The organism is Stutzerimonas zhaodongensis (assembly GCF_003696365.1).
GTDB lineage: Bacteria > Pseudomonadota > Gammaproteobacteria > Pseudomonadales > Pseudomonadaceae > Stutzerimonas > Stutzerimonas zhaodongensis.
This window is the reverse complement of sequence record NZ_RFFM01000004.1, coordinates 1-24,298: the sequence shown is the minus strand read 5'-3', so window position 1 is coordinate 24,298 and position 24,298 is coordinate 1. Positions and strand designations below refer to the sequence as shown.

At 58.1% G+C, this 24,298-nt stretch carries 25 protein-coding genes; 16 read left to right on the top strand and 9 right to left on the bottom strand.

Translation table 11 applies throughout. The features are described 5' to 3' along the window. Positions 1 to 129 precede the first annotated feature (129 nt). From EA797_RS15820 to EA797_RS15810, 3 genes are read left to right on the top strand one after another with little or no spacing between them, the layout of a single operon-like run. Entirely contained in the window at positions 130 to 1,152 is a 1,023-nt protein-coding gene (locus EA797_RS15820; protein WP_122166932.1) for an aminoglycoside phosphotransferase family protein, read from the top strand. Continuing rightward, positions 1,149 to 1,814: an N-acetylmuramate alpha-1-phosphate uridylyltransferase MurU gene (gene murU / locus EA797_RS15815; protein WP_122166930.1), complete on the top strand. Its 666-nt coding sequence runs from the start codon at positions 1,149 to 1,151 to the stop codon at positions 1,812 to 1,814. Before EA797_RS15820 ends, murU begins: the two co-directional genes overlap by 4 nt. Further along, the gene (locus EA797_RS15810; protein ID WP_122166929.1) at positions 1,815 to 2,585 is read left to right on the top strand and encodes a TerB family tellurite resistance protein; all 771 of its coding nucleotides are present in this window, start codon (positions 1,815 to 1,817) and stop codon (positions 2,583 to 2,585) included. 23 nt (positions 2,586 to 2,608) lie between these two features. On the opposite strand, the gene EA797_RS15805 is transcribed toward EA797_RS15810, so the two are convergent. Next, on the bottom strand, positions 2,609 to 3,637 hold the full coding sequence (locus EA797_RS15805) for an alpha/beta hydrolase family protein (RefSeq protein WP_122166927.1): 1,029 nt from the start codon (positions 3,635 to 3,637) through the stop codon (positions 2,609 to 2,611). 443 nt (positions 3,638 to 4,080) lie between these two features. Between EA797_RS15805 and gabT the strand changes: the two genes are divergently transcribed. The 7 genes from gabT (at position 4,081) to trpC (ending at position 10,979) form a co-directional block, all read left to right on the top strand. Next, the gene (gene gabT, locus EA797_RS15800; RefSeq protein ID WP_122166925.1) at positions 4,081 to 5,361 is read left to right on the top strand and encodes a 4-aminobutyrate--2-oxoglutarate transaminase; all 1,281 of its coding nucleotides are present in this window, start codon (positions 4,081 to 4,083) and stop codon (positions 5,359 to 5,361) included. A gap of 109 nt (positions 5,362 to 5,470) precedes the next feature. Further along, a complete protein-coding gene (rpe, locus tag EA797_RS15795) occupies positions 5,471 to 6,145 on the top strand; it encodes a ribulose-phosphate 3-epimerase (protein ID WP_122167367.1) in 675 nt (224 codons plus the stop codon). Next, positions 6,142 to 6,843 (top strand): phosphoglycolate phosphatase, encoded by a 702-nt coding sequence (locus EA797_RS15790; protein ID WP_122166923.1) that lies wholly within the window; start codon positions 6,142 to 6,144, stop codon positions 6,841 to 6,843. Before rpe ends, EA797_RS15790 begins: the two co-directional genes overlap by 4 nt. A 179-nt stretch (positions 6,844 to 7,022) precedes the next feature. After that, positions 7,023 to 8,507 carry an anthranilate synthase component I gene (gene trpE, locus EA797_RS15785; RefSeq protein WP_122166922.1) on the top strand — a complete coding sequence of 495 codons (1,485 nt, stop codon included), beginning with the start codon at positions 7,023 to 7,025 and terminating at the stop codon, positions 8,505 to 8,507. 2 nt (positions 8,508 to 8,509) lie between these two features. Beyond that, entirely contained in the window at positions 8,510 to 9,103 is a 594-nt protein-coding gene (locus EA797_RS15780; protein ID WP_122166920.1) for an aminodeoxychorismate/anthranilate synthase component II, read from the top strand. Then, positions 9,103 to 10,146, top strand: coding sequence for an anthranilate phosphoribosyltransferase (gene trpD / locus EA797_RS15775; protein WP_122166918.1), 1,044 nt, complete (start codon positions 9,103 to 9,105; stop codon positions 10,144 to 10,146). The genes EA797_RS15780 and trpD overlap by 1 nt, the downstream gene beginning before the upstream one ends. After that, a complete protein-coding gene (gene trpC / locus EA797_RS15770; protein ID WP_122166916.1) occupies positions 10,146 to 10,979 on the top strand; it encodes an indole-3-glycerol phosphate synthase TrpC in 834 nt (277 codons plus the stop codon). Before trpD ends, trpC begins: the two co-directional genes overlap by 1 nt. 56 nt (positions 10,980 to 11,035) lie before the next feature. Here the strand turns inward: trpC and crp are convergent, their stop codons facing one another. Then, complete coding sequence (crp, locus tag EA797_RS15765; RefSeq protein WP_045430655.1) at positions 11,036 to 11,680, bottom strand: cAMP-activated global transcriptional regulator CRP; 645 nt, start codon at positions 11,678 to 11,680, stop codon at positions 11,036 to 11,038. Between the two features lie 219 nt (positions 11,681 to 11,899). On the opposite strand from crp, the gene EA797_RS15760 reads away from it, so the two are divergent. Together EA797_RS15760 and speD are read left to right on the top strand one after the other, a co-directional pair. Beyond that, positions 11,900 to 12,322, top strand: a complete 423-nt coding sequence (locus EA797_RS15760; RefSeq protein WP_122166914.1) for an OsmC family protein — start codon at positions 11,900 to 11,902, stop codon at positions 12,320 to 12,322. A 248-nt stretch (positions 12,323 to 12,570) separates the two neighbouring features. After that, the gene (gene speD / locus EA797_RS15755) at positions 12,571 to 13,365 is read left to right on the top strand and encodes an adenosylmethionine decarboxylase (protein ID WP_122167365.1); all 795 of its coding nucleotides are present in this window, start codon (positions 12,571 to 12,573) and stop codon (positions 13,363 to 13,365) included. A 56-nt stretch (positions 13,366 to 13,421) separates the two neighbouring features. On the opposite strand, the gene coq7 is transcribed toward speD, so the two are convergent. Both coq7 and EA797_RS15745 read right to left on the bottom strand, forming a co-directional pair. Next, positions 13,422 to 14,069 (bottom strand): 2-polyprenyl-3-methyl-6-methoxy-1,4-benzoquinone monooxygenase, encoded by a 648-nt coding sequence (gene coq7 / locus EA797_RS15750; RefSeq protein WP_122166912.1) that lies wholly within the window; start codon positions 14,067 to 14,069, stop codon positions 13,422 to 13,424. Positions 14,070 to 14,128: 59 nt separating this feature from the next. Continuing rightward, positions 14,129 to 14,470 (bottom strand): histidine triad nucleotide-binding protein, encoded by a 342-nt coding sequence (locus tag EA797_RS15745; protein ID WP_122166910.1) that lies wholly within the window; start codon positions 14,468 to 14,470, stop codon positions 14,129 to 14,131. 78 nt (positions 14,471 to 14,548) lie between these two features. Between EA797_RS15745 and EA797_RS15740 the strand changes: the two genes are divergently transcribed. Next, the gene (locus EA797_RS15740) at positions 14,549 to 16,024 is read left to right on the top strand and encodes an AAA family ATPase (protein ID WP_122166909.1); all 1,476 of its coding nucleotides are present in this window, start codon (positions 14,549 to 14,551) and stop codon (positions 16,022 to 16,024) included. A gap of 7 nt (positions 16,025 to 16,031) precedes the next feature. On the opposite strand, the gene EA797_RS15735 is transcribed toward EA797_RS15740, so the two are convergent. The 3 genes from EA797_RS15735 to hemJ all read right to left on the bottom strand — a co-directional run bounded on the left by EA797_RS15735 (position 16,032) and on the right by hemJ (position 18,485). Further along, entirely contained in the window at positions 16,032 to 16,955 is a 924-nt protein-coding gene (locus EA797_RS15735; protein ID WP_122166907.1) for a DUF805 domain-containing protein, read from the bottom strand. 111 nt (positions 16,956 to 17,066) lie between these two features. Then, positions 17,067 to 18,038, bottom strand: coding sequence for an NAD(P)H-dependent flavin oxidoreductase (locus EA797_RS15730; RefSeq protein WP_122166905.1), 972 nt, complete (start codon positions 18,036 to 18,038; stop codon positions 17,067 to 17,069). A gap of 18 nt (positions 18,039 to 18,056) precedes the next feature. Beyond that, positions 18,057 to 18,485: a protoporphyrinogen oxidase HemJ gene (gene hemJ, locus EA797_RS15725; protein ID WP_122166904.1), complete on the bottom strand. Its 429-nt coding sequence runs from the start codon at positions 18,483 to 18,485 to the stop codon at positions 18,057 to 18,059. Between the two features lie 134 nt (positions 18,486 to 18,619). Here hemJ and argC point away from each other — a divergent pair, with 134 nt between their 5' ends. Both argC and erpA read left to right on the top strand, forming a co-directional pair. Next, positions 18,620 to 19,654, top strand: coding sequence for an N-acetyl-gamma-glutamyl-phosphate reductase (gene argC / locus EA797_RS15720; protein WP_122166902.1), 1,035 nt, complete (start codon positions 18,620 to 18,622; stop codon positions 19,652 to 19,654). Positions 19,655 to 19,787: 133 nt separating this feature from the next. Next, positions 19,788 to 20,138, top strand: a complete 351-nt coding sequence (gene erpA / locus EA797_RS15715) for an iron-sulfur cluster insertion protein ErpA (RefSeq protein WP_122166900.1) — start codon at positions 19,788 to 19,790, stop codon at positions 20,136 to 20,138. A gap of 77 nt (positions 20,139 to 20,215) precedes the next feature. Here the strand turns inward: erpA and EA797_RS15710 are convergent, their stop codons facing one another. Beyond that, complete coding sequence (locus tag EA797_RS15710; RefSeq protein ID WP_122166898.1) at positions 20,216 to 21,307, bottom strand: anhydro-N-acetylmuramic acid kinase; 1,092 nt, start codon at positions 21,305 to 21,307, stop codon at positions 20,216 to 20,218. After that, positions 21,308 to 22,708, bottom strand: a complete 1,401-nt coding sequence (locus EA797_RS15705; protein WP_122166896.1) for a peptidoglycan DD-metalloendopeptidase family protein — start codon at positions 22,706 to 22,708, stop codon at positions 21,308 to 21,310. Positions 22,709 to 22,893: 185 nt separating this feature from the next. Between EA797_RS15705 and tyrS the strand changes: the two genes are divergently transcribed. Beyond that, positions 22,894 to 24,117, top strand: a complete 1,224-nt coding sequence (tyrS, locus tag EA797_RS15700) for a tyrosine--tRNA ligase (protein ID WP_122167363.1) — start codon at positions 22,894 to 22,896, stop codon at positions 24,115 to 24,117. The last annotated feature ends 181 nt before the right edge of the window (positions 24,118 to 24,298 follow it).

Genomic DNA, 24,298 nt, shown 5'->3' with positions numbered 1-24,298 from the left:
TGTTTTATTGGTCCGTGCTACGGCGAGCCATCGGCCGGGCTGGGCCGCACGCCTCTCGATGGGCTGAAAAAGATGCTGGATAATAAAGCATGACCCGCCTATCGGCTAGCGCCGTGGAGAGCCCCTGAAATGCCGCAACATGATCAACGTCTGCTGGACCTCAACGCTTGGCTGCAGCCAACTGTGCAAGAGCTATTCACTCGCCGTGGCTGGGGCGAAGTGCCGGAGGTGTCTTTGGTCGCAGCCAGCAGCGATGCCAGTTTCCGACGGTATTTCCGCTGGGAGGCAGAGCAGCGCAGCTTCATTGTGATGGACGCGCCACCGCCACAGGAGAACTGTCGGCCCTTCGTGGAGATCGCCTCAATACTTGCTGACGCGGGCGTTCACGTCCCGGAGATTCTCTGCGCCGACCTAGAACAGGGATTCCTGCTGCTCGGCGATCTCGGGCGGCAGACCTACCTGGACGTGATCAACAGCGATAATGCTGATGAGTTGTTCGCGGATGCCATCTCGGCACTGCTGACGTTCCAGGCGAACGCAAATCCAGGGGTACTGCCTTGTTATGACGAAGCGCTGCTGCGCCGCGAGCTGCAGCTATTCCCTGAGTGGTACGTGCAAGGGCATCTGGGCCACAGCTTCACGGCCGACGAGCAGCAGTTATGGGAGAAAACCTGCCACGTGCTGATCGACTCGGCGCTGGCGCAGCCAACCGTGCTGGTGCACCGCGACTACATGCCGCGCAACCTGATGGTCAGCCAGCCCAACCCCGGGGTACTGGATTTTCAGGATGCAGTGATCGGCCCGGTCACCTACGACATTACCTCGTTGTTCAAGGATGCCTTTCTCAGCTGGCCTGAAGATCGGGTGACTGGCTGGCTACAGGGCTACTGGGACGCTGCTCGCACCCGGGGCATACCAGTGCAGGACAGTTTCGAAGCGTTTCACCGTGCCAGCGATCTGATGGGCTTGCAGCGCCACCTCAAGGTAATCGGCATCTTCGCGCGCATTTGTCACCGTGATGGCAAGCCGCGCTACCTGGCTGATGTGCCACGTTTCTTTGCCTATCTCGATACGGTACTCGCTCGTCGCCCCGAGCTGGCTGACCTGAAGCTGTTGCTGCAGCGGTTGCCTAGTGAAGAGGCTCCATCATGAAGGCAATGATTCTGGCGGCCGGAAAGGGTGAGCGCCTACGTCCCCTAACGCTACACACGCCAAAACCGCTGGTGAGGGCCGGAGGGATGCCGCTGATCGAATACCACATCCGCGCGCTGGCCGACGCGGGATTCGATGAGCTGGTAATCAACCATGCTTGGCTGGGCGAGCAGATCGAAGCCTATCTAGGTGACGGCAGCGGACTGGGAGTACGCATCGCTTATTCGCCTGAAGGCGAGCCGCTGGAAACCGGTGGTGGTATCCACCGTGCGCTGCCATTGCTGGGGCACGAGCCCTTTCTGGTGGTCAATGGTGATATCTGGACGGATTATGACTTCCAGAATCTCAGACGCCCGCTTAAGGGCTTGGCGCACCTGGTGCTGGTGGACAATCCCGAGCACCATCCCAGCGGTGATTTCAGCCTGATAGAGGGCTATGTGCGAGACGATCCTAGCGAAGCGCTTACCTACAGCGGCATCGCTGTACTTGCCCCCCAACTGTTCGACGGATGTGTTCCCGGCGCGTTCAAACTCGCGCCCTTGCTACGGAAGGCCATGGCCATCGGGCAGGTCGGCGGTGAGCACTATTGCGGGCGCTGGATCGATGTCGGCACGCACGAGCGTCTCGCTGAGGTTGAGCGCATGCTGGAGGCGGAAAAATAGATGTTCTGGCCGGTCACGATATTAGGCGCCCTCGCAGGCTGGTTACTGGCAAGCATTCCAGGGGCCTTGCTTGGCGCCTTGATCGGGCAGGTACTGGATCGCCGTCTGGGCATCGATTCATGGGCGAGTTTGCGCCAGCGGCTGGGCCGTGCCAAACCCGTGATGCAGGGCAGCGAGCTGCTGTTCTTTCTGCTGGGGCGATTGGCCAAGAGCAGCGGCCGGATCAGCGAGGCACACATCCAGGCCGCGCGCAGCGAAATGCAGCGTTTACGGTTGACGCCTGACCAGCAGCGGGCTGCGATAGATGCGTTCTACCGCGGGAAGTCCAGCGGGGACGGCCTGCGTGAACCCTTGCAGCGCATGCGTGGGCGCGAGAGTGAGGCGAAGGCAATCCTGCAGGCCTGCTGGCGGATGGCGAGGGCGCAAGGGCACATCGATGCCCGGGAGCACGAATTGATAATGCTCTGGGGGAAGTGGATGGGCTGGGACTCGGTAGCGGTTGCCGCCCAGGACCATCACGCCAGCCGGCGGCAGGGCGCGCCTAGCAACCTGGGCGGTGCTTACGAGCAAGCATTGCGTTTGCTCGATGTGCGCCCAGACACCGAGCCGCAAGCGATCAAGCGGGCATATCGAAGGCTGCTCAGCAAGCACCATCCGGACAAGCAGGCTGGAGCCGGGGCAACGGCGGTAGAGGTTCGCGAAGCGACTGAGCGAACTCGCGAATTGCACAATGCCTATACCTTGATTCGGGAGCGGCGGGGCTTTCGCTAACGCAGCTTGCGAGCGCCCCTGCACTACATTTCCTTGTCCAGCCAGCCGCGGACACGTCGTATCAGCTGCTCCTGATCGACCTGGCGGTCGCCTGTGTGCGGCGGCAAACCCACCTGTCGATAAGCGGGATGATCGAGGCGTCGGCTCGCATTCAACCGCTCTAGCGCTGCAGATTGGCTGCCGAGTCCATCCTTATAGTAGAAGTCCCCCGTGGCCACCTTGAGCGTTGGGGCCAGCTGTGCAAGGGGTTCATCCTGACCCTCCGGCTGCTGCGGTCGTACCATGATCAGATGCTGGATATCAGATGGGCCCTGCTGTTGAAGAAAGCGCGCCGCCCAGTACCCTCCAGTGCGTTGGCCAAGAAGCACGATTCTTTTGGGCTGCTTGCTACGTGCAAATGCCAGAGCCGCTTCGATGCGTTCGGCAATTCGCTCGGACTGGTCTGGTTGAGGGCTTTGCTCGTCAGTAGGCACTTCTTCATCATCGGGTTCCAGCGGTGGTTCAGCGGGAGGCGCTGCTGTCTCTTCCGGTAAATAGCCTGCTTCATTGGGTGCATCGGTTGCATCAGCTCGCTCGGCTTGCGCGTCGGTTTCGTCACCTGGTGCTTCTGGCGCCTGCTCCGCTGCGTCGCTAGCGGATGGAGGCGGAGTGAGGGTAGGTGAATCCGGGAGGCTAAGGCTCAAGGTGTGCCAGCCGTGGTCGGGCAAGCCCCGGCGCAGAGGTCCTATGCCGCTTGGCCAGTTGGCGCTCTCGCCATCGCCCGGTAGCAGGATGACGACCCCTTTTGGTGAGCCGACATTCGCAGGCCGCCAAAGCGCTACGAAATCAACATCTCCCTCCTTCAAGCTGATGAATTCGCCGGCGGATAGCTGACGCACCAGATCTGCGGCCATGGCTTCGCTGCGGGACGGCGTGGAAGGACGCTCAGGCATTACCGGAGCTGATGGGGCTGGTGATTCCGTCGCGGCCGGCTCTTCCGCGATGCTTGCCAGTGGTGCGCTAATGATGGCAAAGCCGACCACCAGGCAAGCTGAAAATCGAAGTTGGGGCATTGGGCTTCCTGACTGTGCATCCGCTTGGGTTAATGGTCATGAGGATCGCTTTATGGATGCGCTTTTTAGAGTTTCGGCGCATCTGTCGTTCTCGTGAGGTTCGAAGTCTGATCGATGCTGGATACGTGGCAGCCCACTTGTTTGTCACGATCAGCAGCCTAGCTGCTGGCAGAGCGGAGAAGCAGGCACGAGCGCTCTTGCGAAAGTCAGCGATGGCATAAGGTCGACTCAGCGGATGCAGGCTATCTTGCCCAGGAAGAGGAACGTCTGCGCCCGACAATCTGACCAACTGGGCTTAAAAACGGGCGTGCAAAATAATGCACGGAGTTTTACTGTAATCCGAACGCTCCGGATGGCCCAGCAGTCGATCATCGTATGCTGCCGCGCTCGCTCCTGGCGTTCTTTCCGATCCTTGCCGACGATGAGCGGCTACCGAGGAGCCTATGAGCAAGACCAACGAATCTCTGATGCAACGCCGTGTTGCCGCCGTTCCCCGTGGCGTCGGCCAGATCCATCCGATCTTCGCCGACCATGCGAAAAACAGCAGCGTGGTTGACGTCGAAGGCCGCGAATTCATCGATTTCGCCGGCGGCATCGCCGTGCTGAATACAGGGCACCTGCACCCGAAGATCGTCAAGGCGGTGGAAGAGCAGCTGCACAAGCTCACCCATACCTGCTTTCAGGTGTTGGCTTACGAGCCCTACGTCGAACTCTGCGAGAAAATCAACGCTCGGGTGCCAGGTGATTTCGCCAAGAAGACGCTGCTGGTCACTACCGGCTCTGAGGCGGTTGAGAATGCGGTGAAGATCGCCCGCGCCGCGACCGGTCGAGCCGGGGTGATTGCTTTCACCGGCGCTTATCACGGCCGGACCATGATGACCCTCGGGCTGACCGGCAAGGTCGCGCCGTATTCCGCGGGCATGGGACTGATGCCTGGCGGCATCTTCCGTGCGCTCTATCCGTGCGCGATCCATGGCGTCAGCGTCGATGACTCGATCGCCAGCATCGAGCGCGTCTTCAAGAACGACGCCGAGCCGCGTGACATTGCCGCGATCATCATTGAGCCGGTGCAGGGCGAAGGCGGTTTCAACGTTGCGCCGAAGGAATTCATGTCCCGCCTGCGCGCGCTCTGCGATGAGCACGGCATCCTGCTGATCGCCGACGAGGTGCAGACCGGCGCTGGCCGTACCGGCACTTTTTTCGCCATGGAGCAGATGGGCGTTGTCGCCGATATCACTACCTTCGCCAAATCAGTTGGCGGTGGTTTCCCGATTGCTGGTGTCTGTGGCAAGGCCGAGATCATGGACGCCATTGCTCCCGGCGGGCTGGGCGGTACTTACGCCGGCAATCCGCTGTCCTGCGCCGCGGCGCTGGCGGTCATGGAGGTCTTCGAGGAGGAGAAGCTGCTCGAACGCTGCAAGTCGGTAGCCGAGAAACTCACCAGCGGCCTCAAGGCGATTCAGGCGCGACACAAGGAAGTCGGCGAGGTTCGCGGCCTCGGCGCGATGATCGCGATCGAGCTGTTCGAGGAGGGCGACCATGCGCGTCCGGCGGCGGCGCTCACTTCCCAGATTGTCGCCAAGGCGCGTGACAAGGGCCTGATTCTTCTTTCCTGCGGCACTTACTACAACGTGCTGCGCGTGCTGGTGCCTCTTACTGTGGAGGACGACATGCTCGAGCGTGGTCTCGCCATCATTGGTGAGTGCTTCGATGAGCTGACCTGATCGGCTATAGCGTATAGCGCGTCTGCATCTGCAATGGATGTCAGACGCGCCGCTGCCCTGACCCTCGGGTACAATGCGCGGCATTCCGCCCGAGCTACCCGAGGTCGTCATGCAGCCGTTCGCCATCGCCCCCTCCATTCTCTCCGCCAATTTCGCCCGCCTGGGTGAGGAGGTGGACAACGTGCTCGCTGCGGGCGCGGACATCGTTCACTTCGATGTGATGGACAACCATTACGTCCCCAACCTGACGATTGGGCCGATGGTTTGTTCAGCACTGCGTAAGCATGGCGTCACCGCACCCATCGACGTGCACCTGATGGTCAAGCCGGTGGATCGCATGATTGGCGACTTCCTCGAAGCGGGCGCCAGCTACATCACTTTCCACCCCGAAGCGTCCGAGCACATCGACCGCTCCCTGCAACTGATCAAGGAAGGAGGCGCCAAGGCCGGTCTGGTCTTCAATCCTGCTACCCCACTGGATGTGCTCAAGTACGTCATGGAAAAGATCGATATGGTCCTGTTGATGAGCGTCAACCCCGGTTTCGGCGGGCAGAAGTTCATCCCCAACACCTTGGACAAACTGCGCGAAGCCCGGGCGTTGATCGATGCCAGCGGGCGTGAGATTCGGCTGGAGATCGACGGCGGCGTCAACCCGAAGAACATCCGCGAAATCGCTGCCGCCGGTGCTGATACCTTCGTTGCCGGTTCGGCCATTTTCAACCAGCCCGACTACAAGGCGGTGATCGACCAGATGCGCGCTGAGCTGGCGCGGGCCCGCCCATGACTCGCCTTGAACAGCTTTTCGACGGCAAACTCCCTCGTTTGGCGATGTTCGATCTGGACGGCACGCTGTTGGACTCGGTGCCGGATCTGGCCGCCGCGGTGGACAAGATGCTGATGCTGCTCGGTCGCCAGCCTGTGGGGGTCGCGCAGGTGCGTGACTGGGTCGGCAATGGTTCGCGTGTGCTGGTGCGCCGTGCGCTGGCGGGCCAGCTGCAGCATGATGACGTGGCCGACGAGTTGGCCGATGAAGCGCTGGCGCTTTTCATGCAAGCCTATTCCGGTGGGCACGAGCTGACATCTGTTTATCCCGGTGTTCGCGAATGCCTGGACTGGTTGCGTGAGCGTGATGTGAAGTTGGCGATCATCACCAACAAGCCTTCACAGTTCATCGAGCCCCTGCTGGAAGAAAAGGGGCTTACAGGTTACTTCCAATGGCTGGTTGGCGGGGACACCTTGCCCCAGCAGAAGCCAGACCCGGCTGCGTTATTGTGGGTGATGGATCAGGCCGGGGTTGAACCGGGCGCTTCGCTGTTCGTCGGCGACTCGCGCAACGATGTGCGTGCGGCGAAAGCGGCTGCCGTTGCGTGCGTCGCGCTCAGCTATGGCTACAACCACGGCGAGCCCATCGCCAATGAGGAGCCATCACTGGTGCTTGACGACCTGCGCGAGCTGGTTGCTTCGGCTCCGGGGCTGCGCTAGTGTGGCCTCTGTCCCCTGAACCCCGCAGACGAGATCAGATCGTGGTGGTCACTCGCAAACAATGGATGAATGTCATCAAGGCCCTTGCCCGTTGGCGCTGGCGCGCCTGACATTTCCTGCCGGCTCGGCCGGTACGTTTGCATTCGACCCAAGTTGCCCCCTCCGACCACGAGGCTGATATGACCCGCGAAGAATTTCTGCGTTTGGCCGCTGAAGGCCATAACCGCATTCCTCTGTCCTTCGAAACGCTCGCCGATTTCGATACACCCCTGACGCTTTATCTGAAGCTCGCCGACGCGCCCAACTCCTACCTGCTCGAATCTGTGCAGGGCGGCGAGAAGTGGGGCCGCTATTCCATTATCGGTCTGCCGTGCCGCACCGTGCTGCGGGTGCAGGACCATTGCATCAGCGTAAGCACCGATGGCGTCGAAACCGAGCGCTGCGAGGTTGAGGATCCGCTGGCGTTCGTCGAGACTTTCCAGCAGCGCTATCGCGTCGCGCCCGTTGACGGTTTGCCCCGCTTCAACGGTGGGCTGGTGGGCTACTTTGGTTACGACAGTGTGCGCTATGTCGAGCGCAAGTTGGCGACCTGTCCCAACCCCGATCCGCTGGGAACGCCGGATATCCTGCTGATGGTATCGGACGCCGTGGTGGTGTTCGACAACCTCGCCGGAAAGCTGCACTGCATTGTGTTGGTCGATCCGTCCCAGCCGGACGCTTACGAGTCGGGGCAGGCGAAGCTGCAAGCCCTGCGCGAAAAGCTGCGTCAGTCGATCACCCCACGGCTCGGGCTGGATTTCGAGAAGGGCGGCGGCATCGAGCCGACGTTCCGCTCCAGCTTCAGTCGCGAGGACTACGAGCAGGCGGTTAACCGCATCAAGGAGTACATCCTTGCCGGGGATTGCATGCAGGTGGTGATCTCGCAGCGCATGTCGATTCCCTTCAAGGCTGCGCCGATCGATCTCTACCGCGCACTGCGCTGCTTCAATCCAACGCCCTACATGTACTTCTTCAATTTCGGCGATTTCCACGTGGTGGGCTCGTCGCCGGAAGTATTGGTGCGCGTCGAGGAAGGGCTGGTCACGGTCCGTCCCATCGCCGGCACCCGCCCGCGCGGCGCGAACGAGGAAGCCGATCTGGCGCTGGAAAAAGACCTGCTCAGCGACGCCAAGGAGCTGGCCGAACACCTGATGCTCATTGACCTTGGGCGCAACGATGTGGGGCGCGTTGCGGAAAACGGCTCGGTACGGCTGACCGAAAAGATGGTCATCGAGCGATATTCCAACGTCATGCACATCGTCTCCAACGTCACTGGCCAGCTCAAGGCACCGCTGACGGCGATGGACGCACTGCGTGCGATTCTGCCGGCGGGTACGCTTTCCGGCGCGCCGAAGATACGCGCCATGGAAATCATTGACGAGCTTGAGCCGGTGAAACGCGGCGTCTATGGCGGTGCAGTCGGCTATCTGGCCTGGAACGGCAACATGGATACTGCGATCGCCATCCGCACCGCGGTCATAAAGGACGGCGAACTTCATGTGCAGGCAGGCGCGGGTATCGTGGCCGATTCGCAGCCCGCGCTGGAATGGGAAGAAACGCTGAATAAACGCCGCGCCATGTTCCGCGCGGTCGCTCTGGCCGAACGCGACCAGCAGGAGAACTGATCATGCTGTTGATGCTCGATAACTACGATTCCTTTACCTACAACGTCGTGCAGTATCTCGGCGAGCTGGGCGCGGACGTCAAAGTGGTGCGCAATGACGAGTTGAGCGTGGCTGAAATCGAAGCCCTCAATCCCGAACGCATCGTGGTCTCTCCAGGCCCTTGCACCCCGAACGAGGCGGGCGTTTCGCTTGAGCTGATTCGCCATTTCGCTGGCAAGCTGCCGATTCTCGGCGTCTGCCTCGGTCATCAGAGTATCGGCCAGGCTTTTGGTGGTGATGTGGTGCGTGCCCGGCAGGTCATGCATGGCAAGACCAGTCCTGTGATCCACGAGAATGACGGCGTGTTCGCCGGCCTGAACAACCCGCTCACCGTTACCCGCTATCACTCGTTGGTGGTCAGGCGTGAAACCCTGCCCGAATGTCTTGAAGCTACGGCCTGGACGGTCAAGGATGACGGCGCCGTTGACGAGATCATGGGGTTGCGTCACAAGACGCTGAACATCGAGGGCGTGCAGTTCCACCCGGAGTCGATCCTCACCGAGCAGGGCCACGAACTGTTCGCCAATTTTCTGAAGCAGACCGGAGGCGTGCGCTGATGGATATCAAGGAAGCCCTCAACCGCATCGTCGGCCAGCTGGATCTGAGCACTGAGGAAATGAAGGCCGTCATGCGCCAGATCATGACCGGTCAGTGCACTGATGCGCAGATCGGCGCGTTCCTCATGGGGATGCGCATGAAGAGCGAAACCATCGACGAGATCGTCGGTGCCGTGCAGGTAATGCGCGAACTGGCCGCGCCGGTGCATTTCGACACCCACCGTCTGGTGGACACCTGCGGCACTGGCGGCGATGGAATGAACATTTTCAATGTCTCGACAGCAGCCGCGTTTGTAGTCGCCGCTGCCGGTGGCAAGGTGGCCAAGCATGGCAACCGAGCGGTATCGGGCAAGAGCGGTAGCGCCGATCTGCTCGAAGCAGCAGGCGTCTACCTTGATCTAACCCCTGAGCAGGTTGCGCGCAGCGTGGATGCGGTTGGCGTCGGCTTCATGTTCGCCCCTGCACACCACGGCGCGATGAGATATGCCGCTGCGCCGCGCCGCGAGCTGGGTCTGCGCACCCTGTTCAATATTCTCGGGCCGATGTCCAACCCTGCGGGGGTCAAGCATCAGGTATTGGGCGTGTTCAGCAAAGAGCTTTGCCGACCCATGGCCGAAGTACTGGCCCGCCTGGGAAGCGAGCATGTGTTGGTCGTACATGCGCAAGACGGGCTGGATGAAATCAGTCTGGCTGCGCCGACATTCGTAGCCGAACTGAAAGGAGGCGAGATCAGCGAGTACCGAATTCAGCCTGAGGACTTCGGTATCAAAAGCCAGAGCCTGATCGGGCTCAATGTGGAAGATGCGCAGAGCTCGTTGGTGCTGATTCGCGATGCGTTGGGCCGGCGCAAGACCGAGAACGGCCAAAAGGCCGCTGACCTGATCGTGCTCAACGCTGGCGCTGCACTCTACGCTGCAGATGTTGCAAGCAGCCTGAAACAGGGAGTCGAGATCGCCCACGATGCCTTGCATACGGGGTTGGCGCGGGACAAGTTCGAAGAGTTGGTGTCCTTTACCGTGGTGTTCAAGCAGGAGAGTTCTTAATGAGCGTGCCGACGGTTCTGGAAAAAATCATCACGCGCAAGCGTGAGGAAGTGAGCGAGCGCCGCGGCCGTATGGGGCTGGCGGAGCTCGAAGCAATGGCGGCATCTGCGGACCCTGTTCGCGGTTTCGCAAAGCGTATCGAGGAGCAGGTTCGCAGCAAGAAGCCGGCCGTCATTGCCGAGGTCAAAAAAGCCTCACCCAGCAAAGGCGTACTGCGAGAGGATTTCGTGCCTGCCGAGATCGCCAGGAGCTATGAGACCGGAGGGGCGACCTGCCTGTCCGTACTCACTGATATCGATTTCTTCCAAGGCGCCGACGAGTATCTGCAGCAGGCTCGTGCTGCCTGCAAACTGCCGGTGATCCGCAAGGACTTCATGGTTGATCCCTATCAGGTGATCGAGGCGAGGGCGCTGGGTGCGGATTGCATCCTGTTGATCGTTGCAGCGTTGGAAGATGGGCAGATGGCCGAGCTGGCCGAGGTAGCGAAGGCCCAGGGGCTGGATGTGCTGGTAGAAGTGCATGATGGCGCGGAACTGGAACGGGCTCTGCGTCTTGAAACGTCGCTCGTCGGTATCAACAACCGTAACCTTCACACCTTTGAATTGAGCCTGGAGACCACGCTTGACCTGCTGCCACGTATTCCCCGTGACCGCCTTGTGGTAACCGAAAGCGGCATCCTTCATCGGGCCGATGTCGAGCTGATGGAAATTAACGAAGTGCACGCGTTCCTGGTTGGTGAGGCATTCATGCGGGCTGAGCAGCCCGGAGTCGAGTTGCAGCGCTTGTTTTTTCCGGGGCGCGCAACGGTGCGGCCGGTGGCTGATCCAGACTGATTGATCTGAACAAATGAAAAAGCCGGCATGCGCCGGCTTTTTCATTGATGCTCACCTTAGCGGGTGCCGAAGACCACCATGGTCTTGCCCTTCACATGCACGAGTCCTTGGGACTCGAGGCTTTTGAGAACACGGCCGACCATCTCGCGCGAACAGCCAACGATTCGGCCGATCTCCTGACGGGTGATCTTGATCTGCATGCCGTCGGGGTGCGTCATGGCGTCGGGCTGCTTGCACAGATCGAGCAGGGTGCGTGCCACGCGGCCGGTTACGTCGAGGAACGCCAGGTCGCCCACCTTGCGCGTTGTGTTGCGCAGGCGCTCGGCCATCTGGCTGCCGAGTGCATAAAGAATGTCTGGGTCTTGCTGCGTCAGTTCACGGAACTTGGCATAACTCAGCTCCGCCACTTCGCACTCTGTCTTGGCGCGGACCCATGCACTGCGTTCCTTCTCAGAACCTTCTTTCTCGAACAGCCCCATCTCACCGAAGAAATCTCCAGAGTTGAGATAGGCAATGATCATCTCGCGACCGTCATCATCTTCGATCAGGATGGTGACCGAACCTTTAACGATGAAGAATAGAGTTTCGCTCCGATCACCTGCATAGATGATGGTGCTCTTGGCGGTATAGCGCCGCCGATGGCAATGCGCGAGTAGTTTGTCGATGTTCTTGATCTTGGGCGTGAGTGTAATAGCGACCATGCTTTAGTCCCGGAAGATGTGTCCAATTAAAAGGCAGTTCTTATTATGTATGACTGAGTTCAAGTAAACAGGCATGGGGAGCTTAACAGACCCGTCTGGATCGACAACAAAACTGCGACACGAATATCAACTTCGGAGCATTCATTTCGTCGGATTGCGGTATCCAGCCATTGCCAATTGGCGTGATAAGCTGCGCTCCTTTTCTACCGGAGTCTGTCGATGAAAGCGCGCATTCAATGGGCTGGCGAAGCTATGTTTCTTGGCGAGTCGGGCAGTGGCCATGTCGTGGTCATGGATGGGCCTCCAGAAAATGGTGGGCGCAATCTCGGGGTTCGCCCGATGGAGATGCTTCTTTTGGGCCTCGGTGGCTGTAGTAACTTTGATGTGGTAAGCATCCTTAAGAAGTCCCGTCAGCCGGTGGAAAGCTGTGAGGCATTTCTTGAGGCAGAGCGCGCCGATGAGGATCCAAAAGTATTTACCAAGATTCATCTGCGCTTCGTCGTCAAAGGCCGCGGTTTGAAGGAAGCGCAGGTCAAGCGGGCAGTGGAGTTGTCAGCGGAGAAGTACTGCTCGGCATCCATCATGCTGGGGCGTGCTGGAGTAGCCATTACTCATGAGTACGAGATCGTCGAGTTGGGGTAACTGGTCGACGGGCGCGCATTCGCATGAGGAAGAAGCGATGCGCAAACTCTGTAGGATGCGCGCAAACACTGGAACCCAGCGTCTCCAATCTGCATAATGCGCGCCCCGTTTTCAACGGGGCGTTTCATTAGAACAGCACAGCCAAGGTCGCAATTGCGAAGAGGTGTTTACGGTCCTACGCAGGTACAGACGTATCTGACGGGCATGCTCAATCACGCGGTGAGCCGCATCGAAGAGAGTCTCCAATGGTGAAAAGTAAACTCAAGCTCCACGGGTTCAATAACCTGACGAAGTCCTTGAGCTTCAATATCTACGACATCTGCTATGCCGAAACTCAGGAAGACCAGCAGGCGTACGTGCAATACATCGATGAGCAGTATGACGCGGAAAGGCTAACGCAGATTCTGACCGATGTTGTGGACATCATTGGCGCAAATATTTTGAATATTGCCCGGCAGGACTACGAGCCGCAGGGCGCTAGCGTGACCATTCTGATCTCCGAGCAGCCGGTTACGCCAACGGACAGCCAGATCGAGGAATCGCCCGGTCCGTTGCCTGATACTATCCTGGCGCATCTCGACAAGAGCCACATCACCGTTCATACGTATCCCGAGATTCATCCTGTGGAAGGAATCGCTACCTTCCGTGTGGATATCGATGTGTCAACGTGCGGCGTAATTTCCCCGCTTAAAGCGCTGAACTATCTTATTCACCAGTTCGATTCGGATATCGTGACTGTCGACTATCGTGTGCGTGGATTTACGCGTGATGTCGAAGGTAAGAAACACTTCATTGATCACGAGATCAATTCAATTCAGAACTATCTCTCCGAAGATACGCGCTCGGCCTATCAGATGACCGATGTAAACGTATATCAGGAGAACCTGTTCCATACCAAGATGCTGCTGAAGGAGTTCGAACTGGAGAATTACCTGTTCGGCGATGCCACTAGCAATCTGTCGCCTGAGCAGCGGGATCAGGTTGAAGACCGCCTGCGCCACGAGATGCTGGAAATCTTCTATGCCCGAAACATGCCGGGCTGAGCACGACTTAAACAAGAAGGGCGCCTTGATGGCGCCCTTCTTGTTTGAAGGATCGGTCAGATCCGGTAGGTGGTTTTCGTCATTACCTTTGCCATCAGGCCCATGCCGAACTTGATGGGTGTAGGGAAGCGTAAACCGCCTGCGTCGAGTGCTGCAGTGGAGTGTTGCGCCTCATCTTTACGCATCTGCTCAAGAATGGCCCGAGACTTTTCATCCTCGATCGGAATTTGCTCGAGATGCTCATCGAGATGTTTGCAGACCTGATCTTCCGTAGCGGCAACGAAACCCAGACTGATGCGGTCGCTGATCAGACCGGCAGTAGCGCCGATTCCAAATGAGAGTCCGTAGAAAATTGGATTGAGCACACTGGTATGACTACCCAGCTGATGGATACGCTGCTCGCACCATGCCAGATGATCGATCTCTTCATCAGCAGCGCGCTCCATAGCTTCACGCACCCTGGGCAGTCGTGCCGTCAGCGCTTGCCCCTGATACAACGCCTGGGCGCAAACCTCTCCGGTGTGATTGATACGCATGAGACCTGCAACGTGACGTGCTTCGCGGTCACTCAGCTCAGTCTCGTTCTTCAATACTGCGGGTGTCGGTCGATGGGGTTGGCCGCTAAAGGGCAGCAGCGTTCTCAGTGCAGCATCGGCTTGCATCAGCAGCCGATCGGCAGGTGAATATTCGCGTTGATTGGGCATGTCGCCTCCAGGTGATGCGGAGCGGCCGATAATGTACAGGTTGGCGTGGATGGTCGGGATCAGCCCGGAGGCCAATGCAACTGACGCTGTCCGAGCACGTGCATATGTATGTGGTAGACCGTCTGGCCTCCGAGGTCGTTGCAGTTCATTACGACACGGAAGCCTTCCTGGCAGCCTTGCGCTTCGGCGAGGCGTTGAGCGGTAAAGAGGATATGGCCCGCCAGCACCTTGTCGTCATTTTCACTCAGGTCGTGAAGAGTTGCGATGTGCTTCTTGGGTATGACGAGGAAATGCACCGGTGCCTGAGGCGCAATGTCGTTGAAGGCGATGACCTGATCGTCTTCATAAATCTTGTGCGCAGGGATCTCCCCGGCCACGATCTTGCAGAACAGACAATCCATGGCGTTTCTCCAGCATTGGAACGATTAAACAGTGTAACAGGCCATTTTCCGGCTGGTCAGCTAGCACAGGACATAGCAATGAAGAACGATATCCGTGACTTGGGCCTGGTGCTCGAGTCGAGGACGCGATTGGTAGTGATCGAGTCTTGGGATGAGGGACGAGTACTGGAAACGTTGACCGGCATGGCTGTCAGTCGAGGTCTGACGCTTCACGTCTGGTCCGTCACTGAGGGCCTCAGGCATCTGGCGTTTGGCGGCGAGGCGTTGGATGCGGGCGAGAGTTGTTCTGCGGAAATCGCGTTAAAGCGGGTCAAACATGATCCGCTTGGCAGCCTCTATGTGTTCTGCGATTTGCATCCTTTTCTTGAGAGCCCGACCTTGGTGCGACTGCTAAAGGAAATCGCGATGGCGCAGGGCCTATCCGCACCCACGCTGGTGCTGGTTTCGCATGCATTCAAGTTGCCGCCGGAGGTTCAACGCTATGCGGCGCGGTTCAGCGTGAGCTTGCCGAGTGAGGAGGAGTTGCTGAGCATCGTGCGCGAAGAGGCGACGGTGTGGAGCGAGCGGAACCGTGGATCGCGGGTGCGTACCGACAACCGGACGCTGCAGCAGGTGGTGAAAAATCTGCGAGGTCTCAGCCATGCCGAGGCGCGCAGTATGGCCCATAACCTGATCTGCGATGACGGCGCCATCACGCAGGACGATCTGCCGGAGCTTAACCGCAAGAAGTTCGAATTACTGGACATGCAGGGGGTGCTTGGTTTCGAGTACGAAACGGCGCGCTTCGCGGACGTCGGAGGGCTGCAGAATTTCCGGCGTTGGCTGAGTGAGCGGCAGGCCGCCTTTCTGGCTGCTGGTACTGCAGATAAACCACGTGGCGTGATGCTCGTGGGTGTACAGGGCGGCGGCAAGAGCATGGCGGCCAAAGCGGTGGCAGGACTTTGGGGTTTGCCTCTGCTGCGATTGGATTTCGCATGCTTGTACAACAAGTTCTTCGGTGAGACCGAGCGCAATTTGCGCGAAGCGCTGAAACTTGCCGAACAGATGGCGCCTTGTGTCTTGTGGATGGACGAGCTGGAGAAGGGCCTGGCGACCGGGGAGATGGATGGCGGCGTCAGTCAGCGCGTTCTGGGCACCTTGCTTACCTGGATGGCTGAGCGTGACGCACCTGTATTCATGGTAGCAACCGCCAACGCCGTGGACCGTCTACCGCCAGAGCTTTTACGTAAGGGGCGCTTCGACGAGCTGTTTTTCGTTGATCTGCCTGACGGCCCTACCCGTGCCGAGATCTTCCGTATTCACCTGATGCGTCGCGAGCTGAAGGTCGACGGTTTCGATTTTGCAGTCTTGGCAAGTGCTGCCGATGGTTTCTCTGGAGCTGAGATCGAGCAGGTCGTAGTGTCAGCTGTCTATGCGGGGCAGGCGCAATCCCGTGATCCCGACCAGTCCATGTTATTGGATTGCATCCGCGCAACCGCTCCGCTGTCAGTAGTCATGGCCGAGAAGCTAGATGCCCTGCGCCAGTGGGCTTCAGGGCGGACAGTCTCGGCCTGACCTGAGTCTAGGAAAGTGCTGGTAGGGCAATAGCGGCCACAATGCCGCCGACCGGCACGAGCAGCCAGAGCGCGGCCAGTACCTTCACCGCTCGGCTGTTCGGCGGTTGGGGCGCACCAAAGCGGTTAGGCCCCTGATTGCCTGGCATCAGCAGCATGACTAACGGAAAAAGCGTTCCCACGACTGGTACTAGATTGAGCAGCATGAACCAGCCGGACCACCCAAGATCGTGAAGCCGCTGCACGCCGATCTGCACGCTTACGACAAGAAAGCCCAGGCCGAAAATTCCGATGAGTATGGCGCCGGCTACAACGGAGACAGCCAATGTCATGCTGGCGATCATCCACAGGCCCAGCGCCGCAGTCATCAAGCTTATGGACCATGCCAGGTAGCGTAGACGCCCGATCCTGCCTTGGGTGGTGAATACCTTCAGGTCGCCATGTTCGGAGATTGGCTCCCCGACTTGCGCGCGAGGTGGGGCATAAGGTTGCCCCGCAGATAGAGTATCTACTGCTAGTGCCGATTCATTCGCCTGCAGCGCCTGTCTTGCCAGGTACTTTTCAATCACGACCCCGCAGCTGGTGCACTGGATGGACGGTGCCTGCAGGTGGCCACACTTGGGACACTCCATTTGAGCAATGCCGGTGTTGATCTGGCTAGGCTCCTCCTCGACAAGCGTCAGAACGATACCTTGAGGTGCTTCCAATTCTTTACGCGCCCTTGCGCCCGCACGCTCCAACGCTTGAATGTACCGGTCAGCTTCTGCTGCGCCGAGGTCACGCTTGATGTTAACGGGGCCATTGTTGAAAAGCTGGTCGACCTTCGAGGAGTCGCTTTTGAATAACTTGGCCAGATTGCTTCTGACCGCATCGACAGACATTCCAGGAACGAGCTCGCCGTCGAAGACGACTCTGTATTGCTCGGCGCTCATTAAAACATCCTTGTTAGCAGGGTGAGCTCCGAGGGTAATGGCCCGCCGTGACGCCAACAAGCGGTGCCCGGGCGCCAAGCCCCGGATCGCTACGAACTGAGATCCGCATCACTATTGCCTGAGCCATCGCTGCGATACGTGTGCCACCTGCGTGTGAGCGGCTCGGTACTCGCCGTCGAGACGTGTGACCAATTCGTGAACGCTGGGCAGGTCGTTTATTTCACCCACACCTTGACCTGCCGACCAGACTGTCTTCCAGGCTTTTGCCTCCTCGCTCACAGGCTTTAGCTTTTCGCCGTAGTTCATCTCGCCTTTAGCTTTCAGCCGATCTTCATCATAGCCAGCCCTCTGCAGGCTTTGCCGCAGAAAACTAGCCGGTACGCCAGAAACGGCTGCTGTATGGACGATGTCCGCAGCATGCGCATCGAGCAACATCTGTTTGTAATCGTCCGACGCCTGACTCTCTCGAGTGGCAATGAAACGGGTGCCCATATACGCGAGGTCCGCACCTAGCAGTTGTGCTGCAAGTATTTCGCGACCATGGTTTATGCAGCCTGACAATAGCAAGGTCTTGTCGAAGAACTGTCGAATCTCGGCGATCAGCGCAAAAGGGCTCCATGTACCGGCATGTCCCCCGGCACCTGCCGCTACGGCAATGAGGCCATCGACGCCCGCATCAGCGGCCTTTTCCGCGTGGCGTCGAGTCGTTACATCGTGAAAAACGAGACCGCCATAGCTATGGACGGCATCGACCACTTCCTTCACTGCGCCCAGACTGGTGATGATGATCGGAACTCGCTGCTCCACACATATTGCTAAATCTGCCTGCAACCGTGGGTTGCTCTGATGAACGATCAAATTCACTGCGTAAGGTGCAGGCGCCTCGACAGTGCAAAGAAGCTGTTCTATTTCCTCTAGCCAGGTCTTGAAACCACTACTCTCACGCTGATTGAGAGCAGGAAGGCTGCCCACTATGCCGTCGCGACAGCACGCTGCTACAAGGTCCGGGTTCGACACTAGAAACATGGGCGCCGCGACTAGCGGCAGGCGCAATCGATCTGCGAGAAGTGCAGGTAATGGCATGAGCGGTTCCTTATGTCATCAGAACGGTTTGACGACTACCAGGATGACGATAGCCAATAGCAGCAGGACCGGCACTTCATTGAACCAACGGTAAAACACGTGGCTGCGCTTGTTTTCATTACGCGCGAAACGCTTCATCTGCGCGCCGCAAACATGGTGATAACCGATTAGCAGCACAACAAGTGCGAGCTTGGCGTGAAGCCAGCCCCCGGTACTGAACAATCCTGGGTTCATCGCGATCATGCCGATGCCGAAAATCAGCGTGGCAATCATCGAAGGCATCATGATCCCTCGGTACAGTTTGCGCTCCATGGTCTGGAATCGCTCTCGGCTAACAGAGTCTTCGCTCATGGCGTGATAGACGAAAAGCCTCGGCAAGTAGAACAGCCCGGCGAACCAGCAGACTATCGCAACGATGTGTAGTGCTTTGAGCCAGAGATAGAGCATTCGAAGTTCCTTGTTGGCAGGGTAGGAGATGATAGTAGTGGCACGGACATCCGCGCGTCATCTGAGAGGTTGGCCCTAAGGGGCCAGCGCCTTTATCATCGGCGGTCATCATCGTTCCACGCGCGAGGCAGCTCATGGTCAAGGTCGGAATTGTTGGCGGCACAGGCTACACCGGTGTCGAATTGCTGCGCCTTTTGGCGCAGCACCCCCAGGCCGAGGTGGCTGTGATCACCTCTCGCTCTGAGAAGGGGGTCAAAGTCACGGACATGTACCCGAATCTGCGCGGCCATTACGATGGGCTGGCTTTCAGCGATCCGGATACCGCAGCGCTAGGCGCATGTGATGTGGTTTTTTTCGCGACGCCACATGGTGTTGCTCACGCACTGGCAGCTGAGCTCCTTGATGCCGGGACCCGGGTTATCGACCTTTCCGCCGATTTCCGTTTGCAGGATGCCGATGAGTGGGCGAAGTGGTACGGCCAGCCTCATGGTGCGCCGGCGCTGCTGCCTGAGGCTGTATACGGGCTGCCAGAGGTGAACCGCGAGCAGATCAAGCGCGCAAGGCTTATCGCCGTGCCGGGTTGTTATCCGACAGCCACGCAGCTTGGCTACATTCCTCTTTTGGAAAAAGGCCTGGCTGATGCTTCCAGGCTGATTGCAGACTGCAAATCAGGGGTGAGCGGCGCAGGTCGGGCAGCGAAGATTGGGTCGCTCTTCACCGAAGCGGGCGAAAGCATGATGGCTTATGCCGTCAAAGGGCATCGCCATTTGCCGGAGATCACCCAGGGCCTACGCCGTGCGGCCGGTACCGAGGTTGGGCTGACGTTCGTGCCACATCTCACACCTATGATCCGCGGCATTCACGCCACGCTATACGCAACGGTCGCTGATACATCTCTAGATCTGCAGGCCCTGTACGAGCAGCGCTACGCAAATGAGCCATTCGTCGACGTCATGCCGGCAGGTAGCCATCCGGAAACACGCAGCGTGCGTGGTGCCAACGTGTGTCGTATTGCGGTACATCGTCCTCAAGGCGGCGATCTAGTGGTCGTGCTATCGGTCATCGACAACCTTGTTAAGGGCGCTTCGGGCCAGGCGCTGCAAAACATGAACATAGTTTTTGGGATGGACGAGCGTCTTGGGCTCGGCAACGCCGCCTTGTTGCCGTGAACGTAGATGTCGGCCCGCTGCTGAGTGGGCCGGCATCTGACAGGGTGGTTATGAATAGTTGACCGATTTTGTAGGACAAGCCGATAATGCAGCGTCAACGCTGTAATGTGCGCTCCCGCGCCAGGAGAACCAAATGAGTGTCGAATCCTTCACGCCCACCGCGATTCAGTTCAGTCAGGGTGCCGCGAGCAAGGTGAAGAGTCTGGTCGATGAAGAGGGCAATCCGCGGTTGAAACTGCGTGTATTCGTCACCGGCGGAGGTTGCTCAGGTTTCCAGTATGGTTTCACCTTCGATGAGGATCTGGCAGAGGACGACACCATCATCGAGCGCGAGGGCGTGAGTCTGGTAGTCGATCCGATGAGTTACCAGTATCTCGCCGGCGCTGAAGTCGATTACCAAGAAGGTTTGGAAGGCTCTCGTTTCATCATCAAGAATCCAAACGCCACGACGACCTGTGGTTGCGGTCAGTCTTTCTCGATCTAGGTACTTTATGCGCCTAGAACACCGCGCCTAGGCGCGGTGTTTTTTCGTGTAGCGATTGCGTGATCGTCATTGTGAGGTCAGGCAGGGTAGATTGCCCCGAGTACGCGCAACCCGCGCGCACCCGTCACGGCTGGCCGGTTGGCCGGTATTCCCTCTACACAGCAATGGGCTAACCAGGCAAACGCCATAGCCTCCATCCAGTCCGCATCTATGCCGAAGGCGCTGGTGCTTGTCACATCGCAGCTGGGCAGTAGCGTCGCCAGGCGGCGCATCAGTACGGTGTTGTGCGCTCCGCCTCCGCAGACAAGTACGTCTTGCGTCTCCGGCTGGCTTGCGACGAGTGACTCGCAAATGCTCCGGGCGGTCAGCTCAAGTAACGTTGCTTGCACATCCTCAGGTTCGATAGTCGGGAATGATGCAAGGTGCGCTTCCAGCCAAGGCAAGTTGAACAGTTCACGCCCGGTACTCTTCGGTCCTTGTGCGGCGAAAAAACTGTCGCTTATCAGCTGATCAAGCAGCAAGTCATTAGCCCGGCCAATGGCTGCCCAGGAGCCTTCCCGGTCATAAGATTGCCCTTGCTGGCGCTGAATCCATGAGTCCATGAGGACATTACCAGGGCCGCAATCGAAGCCTCGAGCCGCTTCGCGAGGGGTAAGAAGGGTGAGATTGCTGAATCCGCCAATGTTCAGGACTGCGCGAATACGGCTCTCGTCACCGAAGATGGCTTCGTGGAAGGCGGGAACCAGCGGAGCACCTTGGCCTCCCGCCGCTACGTCGCGTCGACGAAAATCAGCCACGACGCTAATACCGGTCAGTTCCGCAAGAAGGGCCGGATTGCCAATCTGAATGGTAAAGGCTCGCTGAGGCTCATGCCTCACTGTCTGGCCGTGGCTGCCGATTGCTCGGATCGACGTTGCGTCGATAGCGGCGTTATGAAGGAGGTTGCGTATACCCCCAGCTGCGAGTCTCGCCCAAGTCTGCTCCGCCAGTGCTGCACGGGCCAGCTCATCAGGGCCGCTGGAGCACAACCCAAGGAGATCCTGTTGGAGCTCCTTGGGCATGGGCTCATAGTGTGTGGCTAGCAGGTTTGTCCGGTCATTCTGATCAATCAGAGCAAAATCCAGACCGTCCAGACTGGTACCCGACATTACACCGATGTATAGCGGCATCTATTCAGCTTTCATCGCCAGCATTGTGGCTCGTTCTTCATCCATGCGAGCCATCAAGGGCTTGCTCAGTTGGAGGAAGCGTTGGGTTTCGCTTTTTGCGATAGGGTCAGCCATAGGCAGCTTCAGCCCAAGGGGGTCGACATGTACGCCATCTACCTGGAACTCATAATGCAAGTGCGGACCGGTTGACAGGCCGGTGGTGCCAATATAACCGATGATCTGCCCTTGTTTGACTGAAGCTCCATTGCGCACACCTTTCGCGAAGCCCTGCATGTGAGCATAAAGGGTGCGATAGCGGTTACCGTGTTGGATGACCACCGTGTTTCCATATCCGCCCTTACGGCCTGCAAGAAGAACCTTCCCATCTCCAGCACTCTTGATGGGGGTCCCGTGTGGCGCTGCGTAGTCAACACCTTTATGGGCCCGTATCTTATTAAGTATCGGGTGTTTGCGACCGTTGGAGAATCGAGAGCTGATTCGGGCAAAGTCCACCGGCGTGCGGATGAACGCCTTGCGCATGCTCTGTCCATCAGCGGTGTAATAGCTGCTGGTGCCTTGCTTATTTGTATAGCGAACCGCGGTGTAGCTCTTGCCGCGGTTGGTGAAGCGAGCAGCGAGGATATTGCCGGTTCCCACCATCTCCCCAGCGATGGTTTTTTGCTCGTAAACCACCTCGAAGGTATCGCCTTTGCGTATATCCATGGCGAAGTCGATGTCGTAGCCGAAGACGTTCGCTAGGTCCATGGTCAGGTTATGGGTGAGGCCTGCGCGCTTGGCGGCGAGAAACAAGCTGCTGTCGATTCGGCCGTAGGCATAGGCAGTGTTGACGTCAGGCTTCAGCTGCTCTTTTTTGAATACATAGCCCGCATCGGATCGCTCAAGCTGGACATTTTCCAGTTTGTTCAACGGGCTACGCAACTTAGCCAGATCGCCTTGATCGTCCAGTTCAAACTCGAAGCGCTGACCCACCTTGAGGCGCGCTAGCTGTTTTGCTTCCTTGCTGCTAGCGAGCACATCGTGCACGGTTGCTTGAGGAAGACCGACTTTAGCAAATACCGTTGATAGGGTATCCCCATTGGCGACAACCACCTCTTTCACGAGAGACTTCGCTTCGACTTCAACTGAATCCACATCAACAGGCTCGTTGAATTGTGCCTGCGCCTCTTCGGTAGGCTGTATCAGCTCGAAGGGGATTTCAGATTGAGAATTTGTCAACGGCAATTCTTGAACGGCTGCTAGCTCTGCTGCAGTGTCGAGACGAAGGTCTAGAAAGGTCTTCTTCGCCTCAACTTCACGGGATGGAAATACAAGGAGTGCCAGGCTCAGAAGCGCAGCTACACCGCTGGCAGCCAAGAGATGGCTCTTCGGGTAGAGAGGTGCTTTCGATTTGGATTTGATCATTAGATATCTTGAAAATGACTGGCGATATTTTGTACAGAGAAAATATCTGTCTAAAATATAACCAAAGGCCAGCTGAGGCAACCCTTGAGTTCCGCTGTTCGCGTGTTGGTTGGCGTTTGATAGCGTTGAATTTTCCTAGCTTTCTTGTAAGGTTGGCCGCCTTTATTTCAGCTACGGGGCCTCAAATGAAGTCGGTTCAAGAGCAATTGTCAGTGATCAAGCGAGGCGCTGACGAAGTGCTGGTAGAGGCTGAGTTGATACAAAAGCTGGGGCGCAGCCTCCCGCTTAGGATCAAGGCAGGCTTTGATCCGACTGCCCCGGATCTGCATCTCGGCCACACTGTACTTATTAATAAGCTGCGACAGTTTCAAGACCTGGGTCACCAGGTGATCTTCCTCATAGGTGACTTCACTGGGATGATTGGTGACCCTAGCGGCAAGAGCGCCACGCGCCCGCCTCTAACCCGCGACCAGGTTTTGGAGAACGCGGAAACCTACAAAGCTCAGGTGTTCAAGATTCTTGATCCTGCTAGAACAGAGGTCGCCTTCAACTCTTCTTGGATGGATCAGCTGAAGCCGTCAGATTTCATTCGGCTGGCGTCGCAGTACACGGTGGCGCGGATGCTCGAGCGGGACGACTTCAGCAAGCGTTACTCCACCAACCAGCCAATCGCGATACATGAGTTCCTGTACCCGCTGGTTCAAGGGTACGACTCAGTCGCATTGAAAGCAGATATCGAGCTGGGAGGGACTGATCAGAAGTTTAATCTCCTTATGGGGCGCGAATTGCAGCGTTCCTATGGGCAAGAGTCCCAGTGCATAGTCACCATGCCGCTCCTTGAGGGGCTTGACGGCGTCAAGAAGATGTCCAAGTCGCTTGGAAACTATGTCGGCATTCAGGAAGCACCGGGTGTCATGTATAGCAAGCTGGTTTCGATACCCGACGCGTTGATGTGGCGTTATTTCGAATTGCTTAGTTTTCGCGAGATGGCCGAAATCGAAGAGTTTCAGGCCGACGTGGTTCGCGGCGCCAACCCCCGGGACATCAAGATCAAACTCGCTGAGGAGATCGTTGCTCGATTCCATGGCGAGGAAGCGGCTGCGACGGCGCATCGCTCTGCTGGCAACAGAATGAAGGATGGTGAGCTACCGGCTGACATCCCTCAGGTCGATGTGTCTTCTGCCGAAGACCTGCTTATCGCTTCGGTATTGAATCGCTCAGGCTTGGTGAGGAATGCAGCAGTGGCCCGCGATCTTCTCGCGTCAGGAGGCGTCCGGGTTGACGGGGAGGTGGTAGACCGAACCTTTGTTTTCAAGCTCGGCGCCAGTCACGTCTGCCAGGCTGGGAAGAAGTCTTTTGGACGGGTTTCGCTCATTCCGGAAGAAAACGTCAAACAACCGTTGACGTGAGAATTGCAGTGCCTATAATGCGCACCTTCTCCGGCGCAGGCCTTTAGCGAAATCTCTTGTAAATCAAGAAGTTAGCGAAATTTAAGGCTTGCACGGGTGGCGAATTCGAGTAGAATGCGCCGGGCTGACAGGTAGTGGTTGAGCTTTGTTGGCAGCTTCGGTCAGGTTGATCGGAAGCGGT